Raw genomic sequence first — 21,249 nt, 5'->3', positions numbered from 1 at the left:
ATTAAAGAATGAATGCGCCTAGTCTTTATCCGTCAGAGGGGCTGTTTTCACCAGTCCTGCCAGCCGCTCAAAATAGTCCGGGAAAGTCTTGGAAACGCACCCGGGATCAAGAATGCGTACAGAAACCCCGCCGCAGGCAGCGAGCGAAAGGCTCATCGCCATACGGTGGTCCTTATAGGTACTGACCTCTGCTGGAAGAAGCTTTTGAGGAGATGTTACGCTTAACCAATCATCGCCGGTTTTCACATCGGCGCCGAATTTGGAAAGCTCAGCCTGCATGGCCGCAATCCGGTCTGTTTCTTTGACGCGCCAGGAGCCGATACCGGTAAGCACCGTTTCCCCTTCAGCCATCAGCCCGATCGCGGCAAGCGTCATCGCGGCATCCGGAATCTCCGTGCAATCCGCGTGAATGCCGTGAAGTTTTCCGGATACGGGCGGTCTCGCTTCGATCCAGTTTTCCCCCCAGGCAATTCTCGCTCCCATGCGCTCGAGGAATGCCGCGAACTGCACATCTCCCTGAATGGAATCGCGCCCCACTCCGGTGACACGGACTCCGGGACCGTCAGCCGGACCGGAAAGCGCTCCGAGCGCGAGAAAGTACGACGCCCCGGACGCGTCTCCCTCAACCAGGTAAGGATTGCCGCGGCGATACTCTGCGTGCGGAACAAAGAACCGGTCACCCTGATCTTCCGCGTGAACCCCAAACTGCTCCATCAGCTTCAGCGTCATGAGCACGTAAGGGCGCGAAATCAGATGTCCATCCACAATGATCTCAAGTCCCTCAGGACCGGAGTAAACCGGCGAGGAAAGGAGAAGTGCGGTGATGAACTGACTCGACACTTCGCCGCTGATGTGGCAGGAGGCTTTTCCGGAAACGGAACGGCGTTCACCGATCCGGAGCGGAAAGTATCCTTCCCGGTTCAGACACTCAATCTCAGCCCCTAGCGACCGGAGCGCCACGAGAAGGTCTCCGATCGGACGCTCCCGCATCCGCTCAACGCCATCCAGAAGGTAACTGCCGCCGGCAAGCGCCAGCGCCGCAGTAAGCGGCCGTGCCGCTGTTCCGGCGTTTCCGAGGAAAAGCTCCGCGCTGCGGACCGGAAACCTGCCGCCGCAGCCCTCTACCGTCACCGACTCGGGATTACCTTCATCAATTTCCACTGAAACACCGAGTTTCCGGAGCGATTCCATCATGCGCTCCGTATCGTCAGCTCTCAGAATTCCCTTAAGTTCAGTCCGTCCAGAGGAAAGCGCCGCGAGCAGCAGCGCGCGGTTCGAAATCGATTTTGAACCCGGCATCGGGACTTCACCCGCGGCGCTGAGAATCGGGCGCACGGTCAGCACTTCTGGAAAAGTCTTCATGGCTTCTTCACCTGAGTCTTAAGGCTGTCACCCTGGCCAAGTTTCCGTCTTGCCTGCGCGGCGCGGGCAAAACCGGCCACCAGCTGATCGGCGTTTCCATCATCAATCGCTTTCTGGAAGAGTTCGAGCTCGGCACGGTACCGCCGCAGTCCTTCGGAAATCGCTTTCCGGTTCGCGAGGCAGATATCACGCCACATAACGGGGCTCGAAGCCGCGATACGGCTGAAGTCGAGGAATCCTGTGCCGCCCATGGAGAGCAGCGTATCGGGATCCCGGCTCTCCGTGATCATCGCGACGAGCGCGTAGGCGAGCACGTGAGGCAGATGGCTCATCAGGGCAAACACTTCATCATGACGCTCGGGCGACATGCGGATAATCTGCGCACCGCAGGACTTCCAGAGCGACTCGATGATCTCGACCGCGCGGGCGCTCATGCCCTCTTCCGCGGTACTGATGACTTTTTTCCCGACAAACATGTCGGCAAAGGCATACCGGACACCGGGCTTTTCGCCCCCGGCGATTGGATGACAGGGGGCATACTGCGAAAACTTTGCCCCAAGCGCCCGGCGGGCGCCTTCCTGGACCATACCCCGGACTGAACCGATATCCGTCACAACAGCGTCCGGTTTCATCACCGGAGCGATCTGCCGGAAAATCGACTCCATCGTCATCACCGGTGTCGCGACCATAATGACATCAGCAGAGCGCGCGGCCTCGGCGGGATCCGATCCCCCTTCATCCGCGATACCCATGCTGATCGAGTCCGAAACAGCCTCCGGGCTCATGTCGCAGGCGTACACCGAGTGGATCGTGCCGGCCCGCTTCATGGCGAGCGCGGCCGATCCCCCCATCAACCCCATTCCGATTACGGCAAGCTTCAACCCCGGCTCCTTATGCGGCGGAGAGCTTCGCGAGAAGCTCCTTCAGGGCGGCAAGGAACCGTTCATTCTGATCGGCCGTACCGACGGAGACACGGATCCACTCCGGGAGCCCGAAGCTCGCGCAGGGGCGGATGATAATGCCGCGGTCAAGAAGCGCCTGATTGAGTTCAGCCGCCTTCGGTCCGATGTGAACGAGAACAAAGTTGCTCTTCGTCGGCACAAATTCGAGGTTAAGAGACGAGAATCCGTCTTCCAGCTGCTTCACGCCGCTGCGGTTCATCTCATAAACACGGTCAAGGAATGCCTGATCGTTCACACAGCCGGCAGCCGCCGCCTGAGCGAGGGTGTTGCAGTTAAAAGGCGGACGGATACGGTTCACGAGTTCAGGAAGTTCGCTGGAATTCACACCGAACCCGACGCGGAGACCCGCCAGACCATAGGCCTTGGAGAAAGTGCGCGTCACAAAGAGATTCGGATACTTCTTCACGAGCGCGATGGAATCAATCCGGTCTTCCTCCGGCACAAACTCGCGATAGGCCTCATCAAGCACCACCGTCACGCTCGGGGGAATCTTTCCGAGGAACGCCTCAAAATCAGCCTGGGAAATCGTGAGGCCGGTGGGATTATTCGGAGTCGTGAGAAACACCACGCGGACTTCGGGTGTCACAGCCTTCGCAATGGCGTCCAGATCGATCGCAAAACCCTTCGCGGGAACTTCAACCGGCGTGCCGCCGCAGGCGAGCGTATCAATGCGGTAAACCGAGAAATAGAACTGGGAATAAACCGACTTGGCGCCCGGTTCGAGAAGCGCCTCACAGGTGAGCCCCATCAGCTCATCACTGCCGTTGCCCACAATGATCCATTCAGCCGGAACACCCAGCCGCTTGGCAATAGCGTGCTTCAGGTTATAGGCGTTTCCATCGGGGTAGAGAGCCACGTTATGTGCGGTCGCGGCTTCCCGGACTGCCTGCAGCGCGGATTCCGGCGCCCCGAGGGGATTCTCATTGCTGGCGAGCTTGAGAATATTCTCAGGCTGCAGTCCCTTTTCACGGGCGAGTTCACTGATCGGCTTTCCAGCCTTGTACGGCTCAATTCCGCGGATATAGGACGGAGCTGAAAGGTTATCTGACATGCTGTTACTCCCAATATTTTTTATTTTGACTGAGAAGCTGCCGCGGGCTTAATCGAGCGCCTTGGGGTAGGAGCCGAGAAATTTGAAGACGGCCGTTTCCGCTTTGATTTCGGTAAGAGCTTTCTTCACCGCTTCATCTTCGATGTGACCTTCGACATCAACAAAAAAATTGTATTCCCAGGCGCCATTCCGGGCAGGCCGGCTCTCCAGGTGCGTCATGGACACACCGTGACGCGCCAGAGGCTCAAGCCCTTCGAAAAGCGCACCGGCTTTATTCACCATGGAGAATTCAAAGGTCGTTTTATCCTTTCCGGGTTCCGGACTGCGATGTGTCGGATGGTGCCCGAGAACAAGGAAACGCGTGCGGTTCCCCGCCCAATCCTGAATTCCTTCGCCAGCGATACCGAGCTGATAAAGTTCCGCAGCCCGATGCGAAGCGATAGCACCGACCGAGTCATCCTCGGAAGCAATCCTTGCCCCCTCCGCGTTGCTGGAGCAGCTCACCTGTCTCGCGCCGGGAAGATGAGTCGAGAGCCACTCCCGGCACTGAGCAAGAGCCTGGGGGTGAGCCATCACGGTCTTCACTTTTGACAGATCGCCGCTTCGGGTGAGGAGGTTATGGATGATCGGAATCGACACCTCGCCCACAATGGTGAGAGATGTATCGAGAAGCAGATCCAGCGTCACCGCCACAGTTCCCTGCGTGCTGTTCTCCACAGGCACCACACCGAAGTCTGTACGGCTGTTCTCCGTCATCCGGAAGACATCCGCGATGGTTGAGCAGGGCCTGGCCTCAACGCTGGAGCCGAACTGCCGGAGCACCGCCATTTCACTGAAGGTTCCCGCAGGGCCGAGATACGCCACCGTGGTCGTTCGCTCCAAGGCTCTGCAGGAAGAAATTATCTCCCGGAAAATCGCCTTGACCGCGGGACCGTCGAAATTCCGGCTGAGAGACGCCGCGCGCTCAAGAATCAGGTTCTCGCGCTCGGGACGGAATACAGCAGTCCCGGTTGCTCCCTTCAGCTCGCCTACCCGGCGCACGACATCCGCGCGCTGATCGACAAGTTCAACGATCTTCGCATCGATTCCGTCGATCTCACGGCGGAGTTCTGCAAGCTGGGTTTCTTTATCCATGGCGACGCTCAAAATCCTTCATAAAGTCCGCAAGCTGCGTCGCACCTTCTGTCGGAACGGCGTTGTAGACCGAGGCCCGCATGCCGCCGATACTGCGGTGGCCGCGGATATTCTTAAGACCGAGAGCCGCGGCTTCCTCAACAAAGAGGTCATTCAGCGACTCGTCCTTAAGCCAGAAAGTCACATTCATGCGGCTGCGGAAAGCGGGCTTCACTTTCCCCGAATAGAAGCCGTCTGAAGCATCAATCACACTGTAGAGCGCACCCGATTTTTCAGCGGCCCGTTTTGCCATTTCAGGCACGCCGCCCTGCTTTTCAAGCCAGTGGCAGACGAGGTTTGCGATATAGATCGCGAAAGTCGGAGGCGTATTCAGCATGGAGTTCTTGCTCGAATAGCTCTTCCAGTCAAGCATCACCGGACAGTTTTCGGGAGCCCGGCCGATCAGGTCATGGCGGACAGCCGCAATGGTCAGACCCGCGATGCCGAAATTCTTCTGAGCGCCGAACCAGATGGCTCCGAATTTCCGGATATCAAACGGCCGGGTCAGGATGTTGCTCGACATATCAGCAACAAGCGGCACCCGTCCCGTATCGGGAACATAGTTGAACTCAATCCCGTGGACAGTCTCGTTATCGCAGTAGTAAACATAGGAGGCGTCCTCCGGAATCCGGAGATCCTGCTGCTGAGGCACGTTGGTTTCATCCCCTTCAGCCGCGATCGAAATACCGCCGAGCCGTCCGGCCTCATGCGCCGCCTTGCGGGACCAGGTCCCATTCACGATATAGCAGCCGCCGCCTCTGCGGGACGGGTCGGCCGACACCGGAGCCATCAGGTTGAGCGGCACCATGGAGAACTGCATATGGCCGCCGCCCTGCATGAAGAGAATGTCGTACTCCTCAGGAATGTCGAGCAGAGAGCGAAGCATCTGCTGGGTCTCGTTATGCACCTCAGTAAAGGCCTTGCTGCGGTGGCTGATCTCCATGATGGAGCAGCCAGTGCCTCTGAAATCCAGCAGTTCGTCCCGGACCTGTTCCAGAACTTCGAGAGGCAATTCCGAGGGACCTGCCGAAAAATTAAAGCAACGGCTCATTCTCTGACTCCTAAAACTGAATTTTTCCTGCTTGAAGTGCCGGAAGGGAATGCCGCAGGAGCATTCCCTTCCTTCTCTTTTATACCTGAACCGGATCAGAGATCGTCAAGCGACGGAGTCTCTTCCGGGGACGGATCCTCCGGACCGTCTTCCGACCCCTCGCCATCATCTCCCTCAGGAGCAGGCTCAGCATCGTCCCCGCCCTGATCCTTCACCGGGGTCACGCTCACCAGATCATCATCCTTCAGATTGACGAGCTTCACACCCTGCGTCGCGCGGGAGCAGATGCGGATATCGCAGACCGGAATACGGACAAGCTTGCCCTTCTTCGTGAGAAGAATGACTTCATCATTCTCATCAACCAGGCAGGCTGCCACGACCTTGCCATTGCGCTCCGTGGTCGCGATGGCGATCATGCCCATCGTGTTGCGGCCATGCATCGTGTACTCGGCGATCGGAGTGCGCTTGCCGTAACCGTTTTCTGTCGCGGTGAGCACCATCTGGCCTTCGTCATTGGCGACGATCATCGCGATGATCCTGTCTTCAGGACGGATCTTCATGCCGCCGACACCGCGGGCCGTGCGGCCCATCGGACGCACTTCGTTTTCATCGAAGCGAAGCGCCTTGCCAGCGTCCGAGAAGAGCATCACGCTGTGGGCGCCATCTGTCAGATCCGCTCCGATCAGCACGTCACCTTCATCCAGAGTGATCGCTGACGTGCCGCCGTTCTGGACCTTCGAGAATTCACTGAGCGGCACCTTCTTCACAACACCGCGGGCGGTGGCGAAGAAGACAAAATGCTCGCGGGCGAAGTCACTGAGCAGCGTGAGACGGAAGGCCTCGCGGGCAGCGTTTCTGGCCTTTGCAGGGAGATCGCCAAGCGTCACGGCATCCCATTCAGCGCCGTGTTTTGCCGCGAGATCATTCAGCGCCTTGTCGCAGATCGTGCGGGCCTGGCTCTGAATATCTTCCGAAAGATCCTGAACATTCATCATGCTCCAGGTCTTGCTGTTCTTCTTCGCGCGGCGCTCTTCTTCCTTCTCAGGCGTGTCCCACCCGGTCAGTTCTTTCAGCTCGGTCTGCACACAGATCGGAAGATCCGTGAGCGAAAGCTGACGCCACTTTTCATCCGGAAGTCCCGGCATTTCATCCCGGTCAGAGCAGACATCCGTGCGGATCGATTCACGCACATCCTCAGGCAGTTCCTCGAGCTTCACTTCATCGCGGTTCAGTCTCAGGAGCTGATTCCTCACCGGCAGACGGGCCGTGGCGAAGAAGACGCAGTGACTGTCATCCGGGGTCGGAATCGACAGGATGTTCGTCACACGTTCGAGCGCCATTTCCTTACCGCCGTTGCCATCATCCTGCTCGTACTGCTGGAGCGAAATCAGATTCTGGATCGGGCGTCCTTTGGAGCCCGCGCTGCCGGCCGGCACCATATAGGCGTGGTTGATCAGGTAGAGTCTGCCGAGATTCGTGAAGCACATGATCTGATCATGCGTGCTCGCGACAATCAGCTGATCGCCGGCATCTTCATCCCGGAGCTTGCCGGAATTACGTCCCATTCCGCCGCGATGCTGCGCCTGGTAGTCAGAAAGGTCCTGACTCTTGATGTAACCGTCGCGGCTAAGCGTAACGACGACATCCTTTCTCGGAATCAGATCGAGTTCATCAAAATCCGGATCGCCGGAAGGATCGATCTGCGAGCGGCGGGCATCGCCATACTTTTCCTTGATGTAGAGAAGGTCATCAGCGATGATCTTCACCACACGCTCATCCTTCGCAAGAATGTCGAGGTAGTCGGCAATCTGGGCGCAGAGTTCCTTATAGGCGGCAATGATGCTTTCCTGCTGCGTCGCGGTGAGAGTCTGGAGACGCATATCGAGAATGCGTTCAGTCTGCACGCGGGAGAGCCAGTAGAGGCCATCCGCGCGGAAGCCGCTGTTCGGTTCCACATCCTGAGGCCGGTAGTCGCGGTAGTTGCCCGCCACGGAACCGATCATCTCGTTCACGATCTTCGCGTTCCAGCCCTTGCCCATCAGGCGGTCACAGGCCTCGGCGCGGTCAGAGGACGACTTGATGATTTCGATGAACTCATCAATGTTCGCCAGCGCGATGGCAAGACCTTCCTGCAGATGGCCGTCCGCACGGGCCTTACGAAGCAGGAAACGGGTCCGGCGCACAACCACTTCGCGGCGCAGGCCGATAAAGGCATTCACGAGCTGCTTCAGATTCAGCAGCTGCGGGCGGCCGTCAAGCAGCGCCACCATATTGATACCAAAGGTCGTCTGGAGCTCGGTCAGCTTGAAGAGGTTATTGCGGACCGCTTCCGTATGCGCGTCGCGCCGGAGCTCGATCACGATACGGATTTCCTTTGAGGACTCGTCCCGGAGATCCACAATGCCGTCGATCTTCTTTTCGCTCCGGAGGGCCGCGATCTTCTTGATCAGCTCGGCCTTGTTCACCATGTAGGGAAGCTCGTCCACAACGATAGACGTGTGTCCCTTGTCGTCGGTTTCGTCGTGCACTTTGGCGCGGATCAGCATGGAGCCGCGGCCGGTGCGGTACGCCTGACGGACACCGCTGAGACCGAAAATGATGCCGCCGGTCGGGAAATCAGGAGCCGGGAGGAAGCGGATCAGATCATCCACGCTCGCCTCAGGGTGATGCAGGGCGTAGAGGCACGCGTCAATGGTTTCACCGAGGTTATGCGTCGGGATGTTCGTCGCCATACCGACCGCGATACCCTGGCTGCCATTCACAAGCAGCTGCGGGAAACGGGCAGGCAGCACCGTCGGCTCTTTTTCCGTACCGTCGAAGTTCGGCGTCATATCGACCGTATCACGGTCGATATCAGTCAGCATCTCTTCGGCGATGCGGCTCAGACGGACTTCCGTATAACGCATGGCAGCCGCGGGATCGCGGTCGATCGTACCAAAGTTGCCATGGCCGTCAACGAGCGGATAGCGGAGCGAGAAAGGCTGCGCCATACGGACGATCGTGTCATAGACAGCGGTATCACCGTGCGGGTGGTACTTACCGATCACGTCGCCGACCACACGGGCCGACTTTTTATAGGGAACATCGTGGCGGTTGCCGAGTCGCCACATGGCATAAAGCACGCGGCGGTGAACCGGCTTGAAACCGTCCCGGGCATCCGGGAGCGCGCGTCCGACCAGCACGCTCATCGAGTAATTGAGGTAGGCCTCCTCCATCTCATCAGAAATATTGACCTGATGAATATCTTCCTGGAGCTGAGAAACCATTTCGGAACCGGAATTGTTTCCGGAAGACGGATTCGCCTTGCCTTCGTTTTCGTCTGTCGCCATAAACCAGCCTGTGAAAATTGGCGGACCGGGAAAGCAGCCGCCAAGCAAAAAAAGTTGGGGTTAATTTTAACAGATGGGGCTCATCATTCCGGCCAGAACCGGCTGAAATCCCAAAGAAAACGGCTCCAGAAGAGGCTGAAACGCAATTCTCGGATTTTTTAACCTGTCCCCATTTTTATTTATCAGTCTCCTTCGCAATCCGCGGATCGAAATCTGAGGCGCGGCAGGGAGAATTCCGGGCGCGGATAAAAAAACACCCGGAAGCTGCAAAAAAACAGCATCCGGGTATCTCAGCTGAAAAGGCCTTCTGATCAGCGTTTTCTCAGCCAGTGAATGTAGTGAACGGCTCCGGCCTCTTCTTCCGTTTCCTGAGCGAGAAGCACGTTCCCTGTCTGATCAGAAAACGCCTTCAGGTCATGAACGGAAACCGGGTCGAGGCAGATGACTTTCAGAATTTCTCCTGACTGCATGCCTCTCAGAGCCCGGGCGCTTTTCAGCACGGGCTCAGGGCACTTGCCATCGACCGAGATCTCCTGATCGGGATGAAGACGGGATTCCGTTTCACTCATTCCTTGCCTCTCCGATCAGGCGCGTTCGCCGACCCAGCCGTAGACAGACTCAAGAGCCTTCGGCAGAGCTTCAGCATCGGAACCGCCGGCCATGGCGAAGTCAGGCTTTCCGCCTCCCTTGCCGCCGACCTGAGCCGCGACGAACTTCACGAGTTCACCGGCCTTCAGTCCCTTCTTCACGAGATCAGGCGTGACACCGGCGCAGAGCTGGAGCTTGGCACCATCCTTCGTGGCGAGAACCACAACAGCGCTGTGGAGCTTATCGCGGAGCTTATCAGCCATTTCGCGGAGCGCGTTGGCATCGGCACCGTCCACAGAGACCGCCACCACCTTGACGCCATTCACTTCGCGGGCGTTTTCAGCGATGTCAGAGCTCGCGCTCGCGGCGATCTTCGCCTGGAGCGAGGCGACTTCTTTCTCGAGCGAGTGGATCTGCTCAATGCAGGCGCTCACCTTCTCAGGCAGCTCGGATTCCTTCACGCCGCGGAAGTTCTGCTGGAGTTCGCTCACAAGAGCGGTCTTCTGCTGCAGGACGTGGAGCACGTTCATACCGGTCACGGCTTCGATACGGCGGACGCCGGCCGAAATACCCGCTTCGGAAATGATCTTGAAGGAACCAATGTCACCCGTACGGGCAACGTGCGTGCCGCCGCAGAGCTCCTTCGAGGAGCCGATCGACACAACGCGGACTTCCTTGCCGTACTTCTCGCCGAACAGCATGGTGGCACCCGTCTTCTTCGCGTCTTCGACAGACATTTCCTCAGTCTTCGTCGGGACGTTGGCGAGGATTTCCTCGTTAACGAGCTGTTCCACTTCCGCAATCTGCTCAGCGGTAACCGGGTGATCGTGCGTGAAGTCGAAACGCGTGATCTCAGGCGTTACCAGGCTGCCCTTCTGGGCAACGTGGGCGCCGCAGACCGTGCGCAGCGCCTTATGCATCAGGTGAGTCACGGAGTGATTGCGGGCGATGGCGGCGCGGCGTTCAGCGTTCACGCTCACGGAGAAGATATCGCCGATATGCACCGAGCCCTCGTGAATGTGGCAGCTGTGGCCGAACACGGAGGCCTTGATCGTCATCGTGTCGAGAATCTGAGCGATCGTGGAGGCGTTTTCAGCCACGCCCTGATCACCCACCTGGCCGCCCATTTCGGCGTAGCAGGGAGTCTTGTCAAACACGAGAACCGCATCATCGCCGGCTTCAGCCGACGTCACATCGGTGCCGTCCTTATAAATCGCGAGGACGCGGCAGCCTTCAGTGCGGAGCTCCTGATAGCCGCGGAATTCGTTCGTCGGGCCGTTGTAGACCAGGCCGGCGGCAATCTTGAACTTGCCAGCGGCACGGGCCTTCGCACGCTGCTCTTCCATCGAGCGGTCGAAAGCGTCCGTATCCACCTTGATGCCCTTTTCACGGCAGACGTCAGCGGTAAGGTCAGCCGGGAAGCCGAACGTGTCGTGGAGCTTGAACACCACGTTGCCGTCGAGCACGCCGTTCGTCGTCTTGGCGATGGCGTCTTCGAGAATCTCCATGCCGTTCGCGAGCGTGAGGAAGAAGCGCTCTTCTTCAGCCTTGATCACCTGAGCGATATTCGGCTTGTTGAGCTCAGGGTACACATCACCCATTTCGCGGGCGAGCGGTTCAACGAGCGTGTAGAAGAACGGAGCGCGGGCACCGAGCTTGTAGCCGTGGCGGATGGCGCGGCGGCAGATACGGCGCAGCACATAGGCGCGGCCTTCGTTGCCCGGCAGCACGCCGTCAGCGATAGCGAACGAGCAGGCGCGGATATGGTCAGCAATCACCTTGAGAGAAGGCGTACCGGGTTCCACGTCCGTAGCTCCGGCCTTTTCAACAGCGGCCTTAGCGGCAGCCATCAGATTGCGGAACAGATCGATGTCGTAATTCGTCGGAACGTTCTGGATCACGGAAGCGATACGCTCCAGACCCATGCCCGTATCAATGTTCGGATGCGGCAGACGATTCATCTTGCCGGAGGCATCACGGTTGAACTGGGTGAACACGAGGTTCCAGATTTCCAGGTAACGGTCGCCGTCCTCATCCTTGCTCCCCGGAGGTCCGCCCTGAACCGACGGACCGCGGTCAAAGAAGATCTCGGAGCAGGGACCGCAGGGGCCCGTGTCGCCCATCATCCAGAAGTTATCGGACATGTACTTGCCGCCCTTGTTATCGCCGATACGGACGATTCTTTCAGCGGGAATGCCGATTTCCTTGTTCCAGATGTCGTAGGCCTCGTCGTCATCAACGTAAACCGTCACCCACAGGCGGTCTTCCGGCAGCTCGAGAACCTTCGTCAGGAATTCCCAGGCCCACGGAATAGCGTCCTGCTTGAAATAGTCGCCGAAGCTGAAGTTGCCCAGCATCTCAAAGAACGTGTGATGACGGGCGGTATAGCCGACGTTATCGAGGTCGTTATGCTTGCCGCCGGCGCGGATGCACTTCTGGCTGGTCGTCGCGCGGGTGTACTCGCGCTTCTCGATACCGAGGTAGCAGTTCTTGAACTGGTTCATGCCAGCATTCGTGAACAGCAGCGTCGGGTCATCCTCAGGCACTACGGGGCTGGAGGGAACAATCGTATGTCCCTTGCTCTGAAAGAACTGGAGATAAGCGTTTCTTATCTCCGAGGCAGTCATGTATTTCATTAAAACGGTCCGTATTGAAAAGGCGGAATCAGCTTCCGCCTTCGCAGAGTAATTTCTTTGCAGGTAAAACTGCGCAGCAATGAATTCGCTGATTCTAACCCGTATGCGCAGTTACCTGAAGTGGGAGCGGTGAGAGAAACTCCTAAGAAGAGCTTCCTCAGGCAATCGTCGAGTAGCCGCCCGCGCGGTCAGACTCGCGCAGATAACGGTCAAACTGCATGGCCACCGCCCGCACAAAGATCTTCCCCTTCGGGGACACGACGATGCGGTCCGGATGAAGCTCCACGAGCTCATGCTTCTCATAGTGGGCGAGATGCTTCAGCTCCCAGGCGAAGGTCTTGTCGAAATCAATGCCGAACTTCTGCTCCACTTCGGACTTCACGAGCTCGAACTGGCACATGATCCGCATGATGACCCAGTAACGGAGCTCATCCTCATCAGAGAGGCGGAAGCCGCGGACCGTCGCGAGGCGGCCTTTGTTGATCGCGTCATAGTACGGTTCGATATCGCGCGGGTTGCAGGCATAAATCCTGCCGACCTTCGAAATGGAAGAGGCGCCGAGCGCCACCATGTCGCAGTCAGCGCGGGTTGAATAGCCCTGGAAGTTCCGCTGCAGCGTGCCGTTCTTCTGAGCGATGGAAAGCGGATCGTTTTCCTTCGCGAAGTGGTCCATGCCGATATAGCGGTAGCCATTCGCGGTGAGACGGCGGATCGCGTCAAACATGATCTCGACCTTGGTGAGAGTCGACGGCAGATCGGCGTTAAGGATCATGCGCTGGGGCTTGAAGTGATTCGGGAGATGCGCGTAGTGGTAGAGCGCGATACGGTCAGGCGACATTTCGATCACCTTATCGATCGTCTCAGCAAAGCTCTCGCGGGTCTGCTTCGGAAGGCCGTAAATGAGATCCATATTGACCGAATGGAAACCTGCGGCCCGGGCATTGTTCACGGTGTCACGAACGAGTTCGTAGGGCTGAATACGGTTCACGGCCTTCTGCACGTCGGGATTCAGATCCTGGACACCAAGGCTCATGCGGTTGAGGCCAAGCTCAGCCAGCTTCTCAACCTTATCCTTCGGGCAGCAGCGGGGATCCACTTCGATAGAGAACTCCCCGCCTTTCTGCAGCGGGAAGCGGGTGCGGATGATAGACATCACGCGTTCCAGCTCTTCATTCGTGAGGAAGGTCGGCGTGCCGCCGCCGAAATGCAGCTGCTCAATCTCGGTGTCACCCGTGAGGTGCTGCTTTACGAGATCGGCTTCCTTAGCGATGACATCGAGATAGCCCGTGGCGCGGTCGTGATCACGCGTCACGATCTTGTTGCAGCCGCAGTAGTAGCAGACGTCATTACAGAAAGGAATGTGAACATAGACGGAGAGCGCCCGCTTATTCTTTTCGTTCTCGCGGTTCCGGAGAGCTTCTTCGTAATCCTCGGCGGTAAGCGCCGAAGTAAAGCGGTCAGCTGTCGGATATGAGGTATAGCGGGGAGCCGGGATGTCAAATTTTTTCAGTAAATCAAGGTCCGGCAGTTCAACGCCGCTAGCAGAAAGATCACTCATGCAGGTATCTCCAAAAAAATGCATGACCTAGGTTAGAAGATCCTGATATTATTGCCACTATGTTCCAGTTGCTTGACTAGCGTCAAAAACAAAAACGACACCGTCCAGGCTTTTTTGTAGGTATTTATCGCAGGTCTTCTTCAGGAATATGTGCATTGTACTGATCCGAGCTTATATGAGTATGACCAGGCTCTGAGCAGTGCTGAAGCCCCTTGTTTTTAATCTGGTATTCATCTCTGATGACAACTCCAAACATTTCTTTGTCGACTCTTCGAGTTGCTTGTTCCAACTGCAATCTGCGGGAACTCTGCCTACCGCTCCGGCTGTCGCTCAAGGAAATTGAACGCATTGAGGACATGGTCACGACCCGCAAGAGAATCAAGCGGGGAGAAGCGCTTTACCGCGCGGCGGACCATTTCGACTGCCTTTACGCAATCCGCCTCGGCTTCCTGAAGAGCACGGTAATGTCGAGCGACGGGCGGGAACAGGTCATCGCTTTCCATATGGCTGGCGAGATGATCGGTCTCGACGGCATCGCGAGCGATGTCCACTCCTGCGATGTCATCGCCCTGGAGGACACCGAAGTGTGCGTTCTGCCCTATGACCGGGTGCTGGACGTCACAACGTCTCTCCGCTCGATGGGGGCCCATTTCCACAAGATTCTGTCGCGTGAGATCGTCCGGCAGCACGGCATCATGCTGCTTCTTGGCTCCATGCACGCTGAGGAACGTCTGGCGGCTTTTCTCCTCAATCTCTCGCAGCGATTCGAGGCCCGTGGATACAGCCGCAGTGAATTCGTGCTCCGCATGACGCGCGCCGAGATCGGCTCCTACCTCGGTCTGAAGCTGGAAACCGTGAGCCGCGTGCTTTCCCGCTTCTCGCACGACGGACTGATTCAGGTGAACCAGAAGCACGTCCAGATTCTGAATGCCTCAGGGCTGCGCGCCATTGTCTCAGGACAGCCCGCTGCGGCTGATGCCGGAAATTACGACGACGATATCAGTCTCGAGCCCTGATTACCCGCGCCGCAACTTCACAAACAAAACGCCTGAAGGATTTTCCATCCCTCAGGCGTTTGTTTTCACGCAGCCCGTATAAATCAGCCGCGAACCAGAACCGTACGCTCAATCACGGAGGGCTCTGTAATCGTGCAGCGCTTCGCGATCCCCGGCGTCATATAGACCGCCTTACAGTCGGCGCTCATCAGAATGGCTTCCAGATCCGGACGGCGGGACAGGAGTTCAAGAGACTTCTTTTTGCCCATGGCAAAAAGCGCCGTGCACCAGGCATCCGCCTTCGCGCCATCCTTATCGACGATCGTGACAGACGAGAGGTCGGTTGTCACAGGGTAACCCGTTACAGGGGACAGAATGTGCCCGTACGTCTTCCCATGCGTCTGCAGTTTCCTCTCATAGGCACCCGACGTGATCACGGATTCATTCTCAGCGGAGACCACCGCAAAGAACCCATTACGCTCTTCGAGCGGATGCTGAAGACCGATCTTCCAGGGGCGGTTCCCCGGGGCTGAGCCTATCAGCACCACATTGCCGCCAAGGTTAAGAAGACCGCGCTTCATGCCGAGTCCCGACAGAAAATCAGCCATTTTGGTACCGATATAGCCCTTCGCGATGCCGCCCATATCGATATCCTGACCAGGAGCAATATAGATGTAGCACTTGCCATCCCGGCGGGTCACGCGGATCTTTCTCCAGTCAACGTACTTCAGGGCTTCACGGATAGCCGCCTCACTCGGGACAGTCTTTCCGCCGAAACCGATCTTCCAGACATCAACCAGCTTTCCAATCGTGGGTTCAAACGCTCCATCGGACTCCCGGGCAACAACAATGGAATCCTCAACCACCTCAGCCACTTCCGGGGGAACCTCAACATCGGTTCCGGAGTGACGGATCACCTCCAGCAGCGGACTATCAGCCTCATGAACGGTCATCAGCGAGGCGAGGCGGTTCATCTCATCGTCCGCCTTCCCTAACCACAGATCAGCCTTTTCCTGCGTAGGCGCGTAGACCTGAAGAAAAATCATGGTGCCCATTGAGAAAGTGGTTTTCTGAGCGGAAAACTCGCTCTCCTGGCTCACAGCGGCAAAGGCAGCCGGCGCGGCAGCCGAGGCAATCAGGGGCAGCGTCGCCTGAAGAAAATGACGGCGGGAAATCATAAATCGGACAACTCCAGCAGAATCTGCAAAAAATAAGGGCGCCCAGAGGGCGCCCTACCGTCTCTAAGACAGAGAATCTATCTTCCTAAAGGAAGAACAGATTACTTGGCCTTGGCGAGAGCAGCGTTCGTAGCGGCGATGATGCCCTTGGAGGACAGCGTGGCGCCGGAAACGGTGGCAACACCCTTCGTGCCATTGGCCTTGACGATCGCGGGGATAACGCCGGCTTCAGCGCCCTTGAAGATCATCGGGGTTTCTTTCTGTTCGAGAACCTTAACGGAGGCGATCTTGCCGGCCTTAACGGTCACCTGAACCTTAACGGGACCAGACTTGCCCTGGCCTTCACCCGTGTAGGAGCCGTCCTTGTAAGCAGCGTTGGCACCAGCGGCGAGGAGAGCGGCAGCGGCGAGAACGATCAGTTTCTTCATGGTGTTTTCTTCCTATTAATGGGGGATATGTCGAGGCGTTGGTAGCCTCTGAAAACTTCGGTCCGGAAACTCAGCCTTTAATCGGTTTCTGAATTCCTTTTCCGAGACTGCGTAATAATAATACGAAGTCAGCCTTTATGGAGGGTCAGATTTACCCTCTAGCATTATCCCCTAATTCCAATTAATAACAAACGCTTCCCCCTTTCAGGGAGAAGCGTCTGTTTTCAGCCCTTTTTCAGGGATACAGCCGTCTGATTACTTGTTGAGACGGGTGTAGATGTAGGCCTGCTGGCCAGCGATGTGACCGAAGGTCACGATATCAGCCTGAGCGTTGCCGCCGAGACGGTTGCCGCCGTGCACGCCGCCGGTCACTTCACCAGCCGCGAAGAGGCCCGGGATAATCTGACCATTCTGGCCATAAACCTGGGTCTTCGTGTCGATCTTGATACCGCCCATGCAGTGGTGCACGGCCGGGGTCACGATGATGGCGTAGAACGGAGCCTTGTTGAGCGGACGGGGCAGGTCAGCGCGGCCGAACTGCTTGTCGTTCTTGGCGGCCACAGCAGCAGCGTATTCCGTCATGGTCTGCTTGAGGGCAGCAGCCGGAACCTTCATCTTGGCAGCGATTTCATCAAGGGAGTTGCCCGTGACGGTGTAGCTCTGCTTGATGTAGTTGTTCGTGGCCTTCAGGGACTTCTGCATATCAGAGTCGAAGAAGAGGAACGCGTTCTTGTCGGTCTGCTTCAGAATGGCGGCAGAAACGTTGTCGCGGGTCTCGAGCTCGTTGTAGAAGCGCTTGCCTTCGTGATTCACGAGAATGGCGCCGTTGCCGCGGACAGCTTCAGTGATCATTTCGCCGTTGCCCGGAACCACCGTCGGGTGGGTCTGGATCTCGGTCATATCGATCAGCTTGGCACCGGCCTTTTCAGCCATGATCATGCCGTCGCCGGTAGCGCCCGGCTGGTTCGTCGTGGAGAAGCCCTTCAGACGCGGAACGTAGTGAGCAACCATCTCGTTGTTCGCGCCGAAACCGCCGGCCGCGATCACAACAGCCTTGGCGTTGATCACGTATTCACCTTCCGGACCCTTCACCTTGATACCGGTAGCGGCACCCTTGGCGTTCTTCAGGATCTCTTCGGCCTTCGTGTTCACACGGATGTCAACCTTGCGGTTTTCAGCAGCCGTGTAAAGCGTGCGAACCACTTCCGGGCCAACGAGGTTGCCGCCGGTCGGGCGATGCGTACGGGGCTTGGTGGCACCGGCCATCAGACCGACGTCATGGAAGTCACCGCCGAGGGCGAGCAGCCAGTCAACGGAATCCTTGGCGTGGTTAGCGAGCACGCGGACGAGTTCCGGATTGTTCTTCCAGTGGCCGCCCTTCATCGTGTCGAAGAACATGATTTCGGGGGTGTCATAAATCCCCTTAGCCTGCTGCAGAGGCGTGGCAGCAGCGTTCAGGCCGCCGGCAGCGCGGGTGGTGTTGCCGCCCGGGAAAGCCATCTTTTCGACGACGATCACCTTGGCGCCAAGATCGTGGGCTTCAACAGCAGCAGCCAGACCAGCACCGCCGGCACCGACGATCACGACATCCGTGTTGACATTCTGAGCCGCGTTGGCGACACCAAAGGCGGCAGTCAGAGCCAGAGCTAACAAAGCTTTTTTCATATTCTCTCCAGTGAATTTTGGTTCCGGGCAGTCAGTAGTCCCCCTGCTACCCAGAATAGGTAAGAAATCAGCGGCAGATTATATCCGAAAGTTTAAAAAAACTGAATAAATACCCATAAAGTTATAGAACCCGGATGGTTTTTTCCATCCGGGTTCTATCGGCAAAACGGGATCCTCAGCAAAGAGTCTTAGTTATCAGAACTTGCCCTTGGAATCACGAAGCGTCACAGAAAGATTGAAAACAGGATGCTCTCCGGTGAAATCCACCCGATCAGCAACAAAGTAACCGTTGCGCTCAAACTGGAACTTTTCATCCTTCTTCGCTTCTGCGAGAGCCGGTTCAACATACCCCTTAAGGATCTCCTTGGAGTTCGGATTCAGGAGCGTCCGGTAATCTGCTTCAGACGATTCGGGATGTTCCATCTCAAAAAGCCGTCCATACACCCGGATTTCAGCAGGGAGAGCCGTCTTCGCGTCGACCCAGTGGATCGTGGCCTTCGCCTTCACCGTATCGGCACCGGTCGACCCACTCTTCGTCTCCGGGAAGTACTGGGCATGAACCACCGTCACACGGCCGTTTTCATCAGTTTCGCAGGAAACCGGCTGAATGATATAAGCGGCGCGAAGACGAACCGGCTTCGCGGGGGAGCCATCCTTCGGAAGCGTCAGACGCTTGTAGCCCTTCGGCGGGTCCAGGCTGAAGTCACTCTCTTCAATCCAGAGTTCCCGCGAGAAGGGAATGCTGCGCACGCCCATATCGGGGTTCTTCGGATGATTGCTCGCCTCCATGAGTTCCGTCTGGTTCTCAGGATAGTTGTCGATCACAAGCTTCAGCGGATGAAGAACCGCCATGCGGCGGGCGGCTTTCTGATCCAGGTCCTCACGAAGGCTGTTCTCGAGCACCGAGTAGTCGATCCAGCTGTTCGAAGTCTTCGAGACACCGCTCTTCTCAACGAAGTTGCGGATCGATTCCGGGGTGTAGCCGCGGCGGCGCAGACCAACGAGAGTCGGCATACGGGGATCATCCCAGCCGTCCACCAGACCTTCCTTCACGAGCGTGATCAGTTTTCTCTTCGAAAGAACCACATTCGTGATATTGAGTCGGTTGAACTCATGCTGATGGGACAGCATGAAGAAATTCGGACGCACAACATCGAGCGCTGCCTGGAGCACCGGAGTGAAGTTTTCGGTGTGGTCGTTAAGGAGCGCGAAAGCGGCCTTCCGGTCAGCGGCATCAGCCGCAAGCGGCGACTCGGCCCCATGGCGGGCGAGGATCTCCGCCATCGCGACTTCAGGATCGGAGGTAATGCCAAGCTTCGCCTTCGACTCTTCAACGCGGGCAAGGAACGCGTCCGCGCGGTCATCCCGGCCTTCCGCCATATCCTTCAGGATCTGCTTCGCTTCCTCGTACTGCGGCGTGCGCAGTTCCGGAACGATGCGTTCAAGCGCCCAGTCGTAGAACGGACGCTGATCCTCAAACTCCAGCGTGCAGAGGGAATGCGTGATGTTCTCAAGCGAATCCTCAATCGGATGGGCAAAGGTGTACATCGGATAGATGCACCATTCGTTGCCCGTTTCCTGATGCTCAGCGAAACGGATACGGTAGATCGCCGGATCGCGGAGATTCACATTCGGGCTTGCCATGTCGATCTTCGCGCGGAGCACCATGGAACCCTCCGGGTGCTTTCCGTCACGCATCTCGCGGAAGACGCGGAGGTTTTCCTCCACGCTGCGGTTGCGGAAAGGAGAATCCTTGCCCGGCTCAGTGAGCGTACCGCGGTTCGCGCGCATCTCATCCTGGGTCTGCTCATCCACATAGGCATAGCCGGTGCGGATCAGATACTCAGCAAACTGGTACATCCACTTGAAGTACGAGCTGGCGAAGAAAAGATCATTTTCTCCGTTATGCTCCCAGCTGAAACCAAGCCACTTCACGGTTTCCTTAATGGACTCCACGTACTCAGGGCTTTCCTTTCCCGGATTCGTATCATCGAAACGCATATGCGCATAGCCGCCGAAATCGCGGGCCATGCCGAAGTTAATGCAGATGCTCTTCGCGTGGCCGATATGCAGATATCCGTTAGGCTCCGGAGGGAAGCGGGTACGGATTCTCGCCGGATCATCCACTCCCTTCACCTGCTCGGAATAAGGAGCCGGATGACCGCACCATTTACGGGGCACAGTCGCTCCCTTCTCGATATCTTCCTCGATCAGCGTGCGGATGAAGTTTGAATTAACCGGCGCAGTGTTTTCGTTTTCAACGGCCATGGCAGATTTTCTTTATGAGTAAACAACAGAGTTGCAGCGTTTCTTAAACGCTAAAGTCCGTTATTTTAGCTTTTTAAGTTTCAGGATTCAGCACCCGGGCTTTTTTCTCGGAAGACGCGCGATCAGACTCGATGTATCCCAGCGGCGGCCCCCGAGATGCTGGACTTCGCCGTAAAACTGATCAACAAGCGCTGTGAGAGGAAGAGAGGAGCCATTTCTGGACGCCTCCGCGAGCGCGATCCCGAGATCCTTTCTCATCCAGTCGACGGCAAACCCAAAATCAAACTGATCGCGAACCATGGTCTTTCCGCGGTTTGCCATCTGCCAGGAACCCGCAGCACCCTTTTCCAGAACGCCGAACACCTTATCCATATCGAGACCGGCGTTCATGCCAAAGGCTGCCGCTTCGGAAAGCCCCTGAACTATTCCGGCAATGCAGATCTGATTCACCATCTTCGCGAGCTGTCCGGCCCCGGCTTCCCCAATCCGGGTCACCGCGCAGGAGAAGGCGGCAGCCGCGGTTTTTCCGGCTTCAAACGCCTCCTCATCACCGCCGCACATGACGGTCAGCACGCCTTTTTCTGCTCCGGACTGGCCTCCTGAGACCGGGGCGTCAATGAAGGACACCCCTTTCTCTTTCGCGGCTTTGTAGAGTTCACGTGCGAGCTGCGCGGAATCGGTTGTGTCGTCCCAGAGAATGGCGCCGGGCGTCATGCCGGCCAGCGCCCCATCCTCGCCATAGACAACTGAGCGGACATCGTTATCGTTCCCGACACAGAGAAAAACAATATCAGCGCCTGAGGCTGCCTCTCGGGGAGTCGCCGCTGCCCTGCCCCCGAACTCTGACACCCAGCGGTCCGCTTTGCTCTTCGTGCGGTTATAAACCATCACGCTGAAGCCGCTCTTCGCCAGATGTCCCGCCATCGGGTAGCCCATGACACCGAGACCGATAAAGGCCGCTTTTTCAATCTTTGTCTTTACCATCCGCGCACTCCTTTCATTCAG

15 protein-coding genes are annotated in these 21,249 nt (G+C 57.4%); 1 reads left to right on the top strand and 14 read right to left on the bottom strand.

The features are described from left to right. Positions 1 to 18: 18 nt before the first annotated feature. The 9 genes from aroA to hemN all read right to left on the bottom strand — a co-directional run bounded on the left by aroA (position 19) and on the right by hemN (position 13,710). Positions 19 to 1,362 carry a 3-phosphoshikimate 1-carboxyvinyltransferase gene (gene aroA, locus M4NBBH2_RS04620; protein ID WP_116269903.1) on the bottom strand — a complete coding sequence of 448 codons (1,344 nt, stop codon included), beginning with the start codon at positions 1,360 to 1,362 and terminating at the stop codon, positions 19 to 21. Continuing rightward, a complete protein-coding gene (locus M4NBBH2_RS04615; RefSeq protein ID WP_116269902.1) occupies positions 1,359 to 2,243 on the bottom strand; it encodes a prephenate dehydrogenase in 885 nt (294 codons plus the stop codon). Before M4NBBH2_RS04615 ends, aroA begins: the two co-directional genes overlap by 4 nt. Positions 2,244 to 2,253: 10 nt before the next feature. Further along, the gene (hisC, locus tag M4NBBH2_RS04610; RefSeq protein ID WP_174703612.1) at positions 2,254 to 3,375 is read right to left on the bottom strand and encodes a histidinol-phosphate transaminase; all 1,122 of its coding nucleotides are present in this window, start codon (positions 3,373 to 3,375) and stop codon (positions 2,254 to 2,256) included. A gap of 48 nt (positions 3,376 to 3,423) precedes the next feature. After that, a complete protein-coding gene (gene pheA / locus M4NBBH2_RS04605) occupies positions 3,424 to 4,509 on the bottom strand; it encodes a prephenate dehydratase (protein WP_116269901.1) in 1,086 nt (361 codons plus the stop codon). Further along, positions 4,502 to 5,599: a 3-phosphoserine/phosphohydroxythreonine transaminase gene (serC, locus tag M4NBBH2_RS04600; protein WP_116269900.1), complete on the bottom strand. Its 1,098-nt coding sequence runs from the start codon at positions 5,597 to 5,599 to the stop codon at positions 4,502 to 4,504. Before serC ends, pheA begins: the two co-directional genes overlap by 8 nt. Before the next feature lie 95 nt (positions 5,600 to 5,694). Next, complete coding sequence (locus M4NBBH2_RS12020; protein ID WP_370685642.1) at positions 5,695 to 8,865, bottom strand: DNA gyrase subunit A; 3,171 nt, start codon at positions 8,863 to 8,865, stop codon at positions 5,695 to 5,697. Positions 8,866 to 9,239: 374 nt separating this feature from the next. Next, positions 9,240 to 9,497, bottom strand: a complete 258-nt coding sequence (locus M4NBBH2_RS04590; protein WP_116269898.1) for a sulfurtransferase TusA family protein — start codon at positions 9,495 to 9,497, stop codon at positions 9,240 to 9,242. A 15-nt stretch (positions 9,498 to 9,512) separates the two neighbouring features. Further along, positions 9,513 to 12,143, bottom strand: coding sequence for an alanine--tRNA ligase (gene alaS, locus M4NBBH2_RS04585; protein ID WP_116269897.1), 2,631 nt, complete (start codon positions 12,141 to 12,143; stop codon positions 9,513 to 9,515). Between the two features lie 166 nt (positions 12,144 to 12,309). Then, a complete protein-coding gene (hemN, locus tag M4NBBH2_RS04580) occupies positions 12,310 to 13,710 on the bottom strand; it encodes an oxygen-independent coproporphyrinogen III oxidase (RefSeq protein WP_116269896.1) in 1,401 nt (466 codons plus the stop codon). 239 nt (positions 13,711 to 13,949) lie between these two features. On the opposite strand from hemN, the gene M4NBBH2_RS04575 reads away from it, so the two are divergent. Beyond that, positions 13,950 to 14,726 (top strand): helix-turn-helix domain-containing protein, encoded by a 777-nt coding sequence (locus tag M4NBBH2_RS04575; RefSeq protein WP_116269895.1) that lies wholly within the window; start codon positions 13,950 to 13,952, stop codon positions 14,724 to 14,726. Positions 14,727 to 14,809: 83 nt separating this feature from the next. On the opposite strand, the gene M4NBBH2_RS04570 is transcribed toward M4NBBH2_RS04575, so the two are convergent. The 5 genes from M4NBBH2_RS04570 to M4NBBH2_RS04550 all read right to left on the bottom strand — a co-directional run bounded on the left by M4NBBH2_RS04570 (position 14,810) and on the right by M4NBBH2_RS04550 (position 21,228). Continuing rightward, positions 14,810 to 15,883, bottom strand: a complete 1,074-nt coding sequence (locus tag M4NBBH2_RS04570; protein WP_116269894.1) for an FAD:protein FMN transferase — start codon at positions 15,881 to 15,883, stop codon at positions 14,810 to 14,812. A gap of 101 nt (positions 15,884 to 15,984) precedes the next feature. Beyond that, on the bottom strand, positions 15,985 to 16,311 hold the full coding sequence (locus M4NBBH2_RS04565; RefSeq protein ID WP_049686639.1) for an FMN-binding protein: 327 nt from the start codon (positions 16,309 to 16,311) through the stop codon (positions 15,985 to 15,987). A 255-nt stretch (positions 16,312 to 16,566) separates the two neighbouring features. After that, positions 16,567 to 17,976 carry a flavocytochrome c gene (locus M4NBBH2_RS04560; RefSeq protein WP_116269893.1) on the bottom strand — a complete coding sequence of 470 codons (1,410 nt, stop codon included), beginning with the start codon at positions 17,974 to 17,976 and terminating at the stop codon, positions 16,567 to 16,569. Between the two features lie 195 nt (positions 17,977 to 18,171). Beyond that, positions 18,172 to 20,244: a glutamine--tRNA ligase gene (locus M4NBBH2_RS12415; RefSeq protein WP_116269892.1), complete on the bottom strand. Its 2,073-nt coding sequence runs from the start codon at positions 20,242 to 20,244 to the stop codon at positions 18,172 to 18,174. An 87-nt stretch (positions 20,245 to 20,331) separates the two neighbouring features. Next, a complete protein-coding gene (locus M4NBBH2_RS04550; RefSeq protein WP_116269891.1) occupies positions 20,332 to 21,228 on the bottom strand; it encodes an NAD(P)-dependent oxidoreductase in 897 nt (298 codons plus the stop codon). Positions 21,229 to 21,249 lie beyond the last annotated feature (21 nt).

The sequence above is a fragment of the Mesosutterella multiformis genome (assembly GCF_003402575.1).
GTDB classification, from domain to species: Bacteria; Pseudomonadota; Gammaproteobacteria; order Burkholderiales; family Burkholderiaceae_F; genus Mesosutterella; species Mesosutterella multiformis.
Note: the sequence above shows the minus strand (reverse complement) of the source record. Positions and strands in the feature narration are given on the sequence as shown.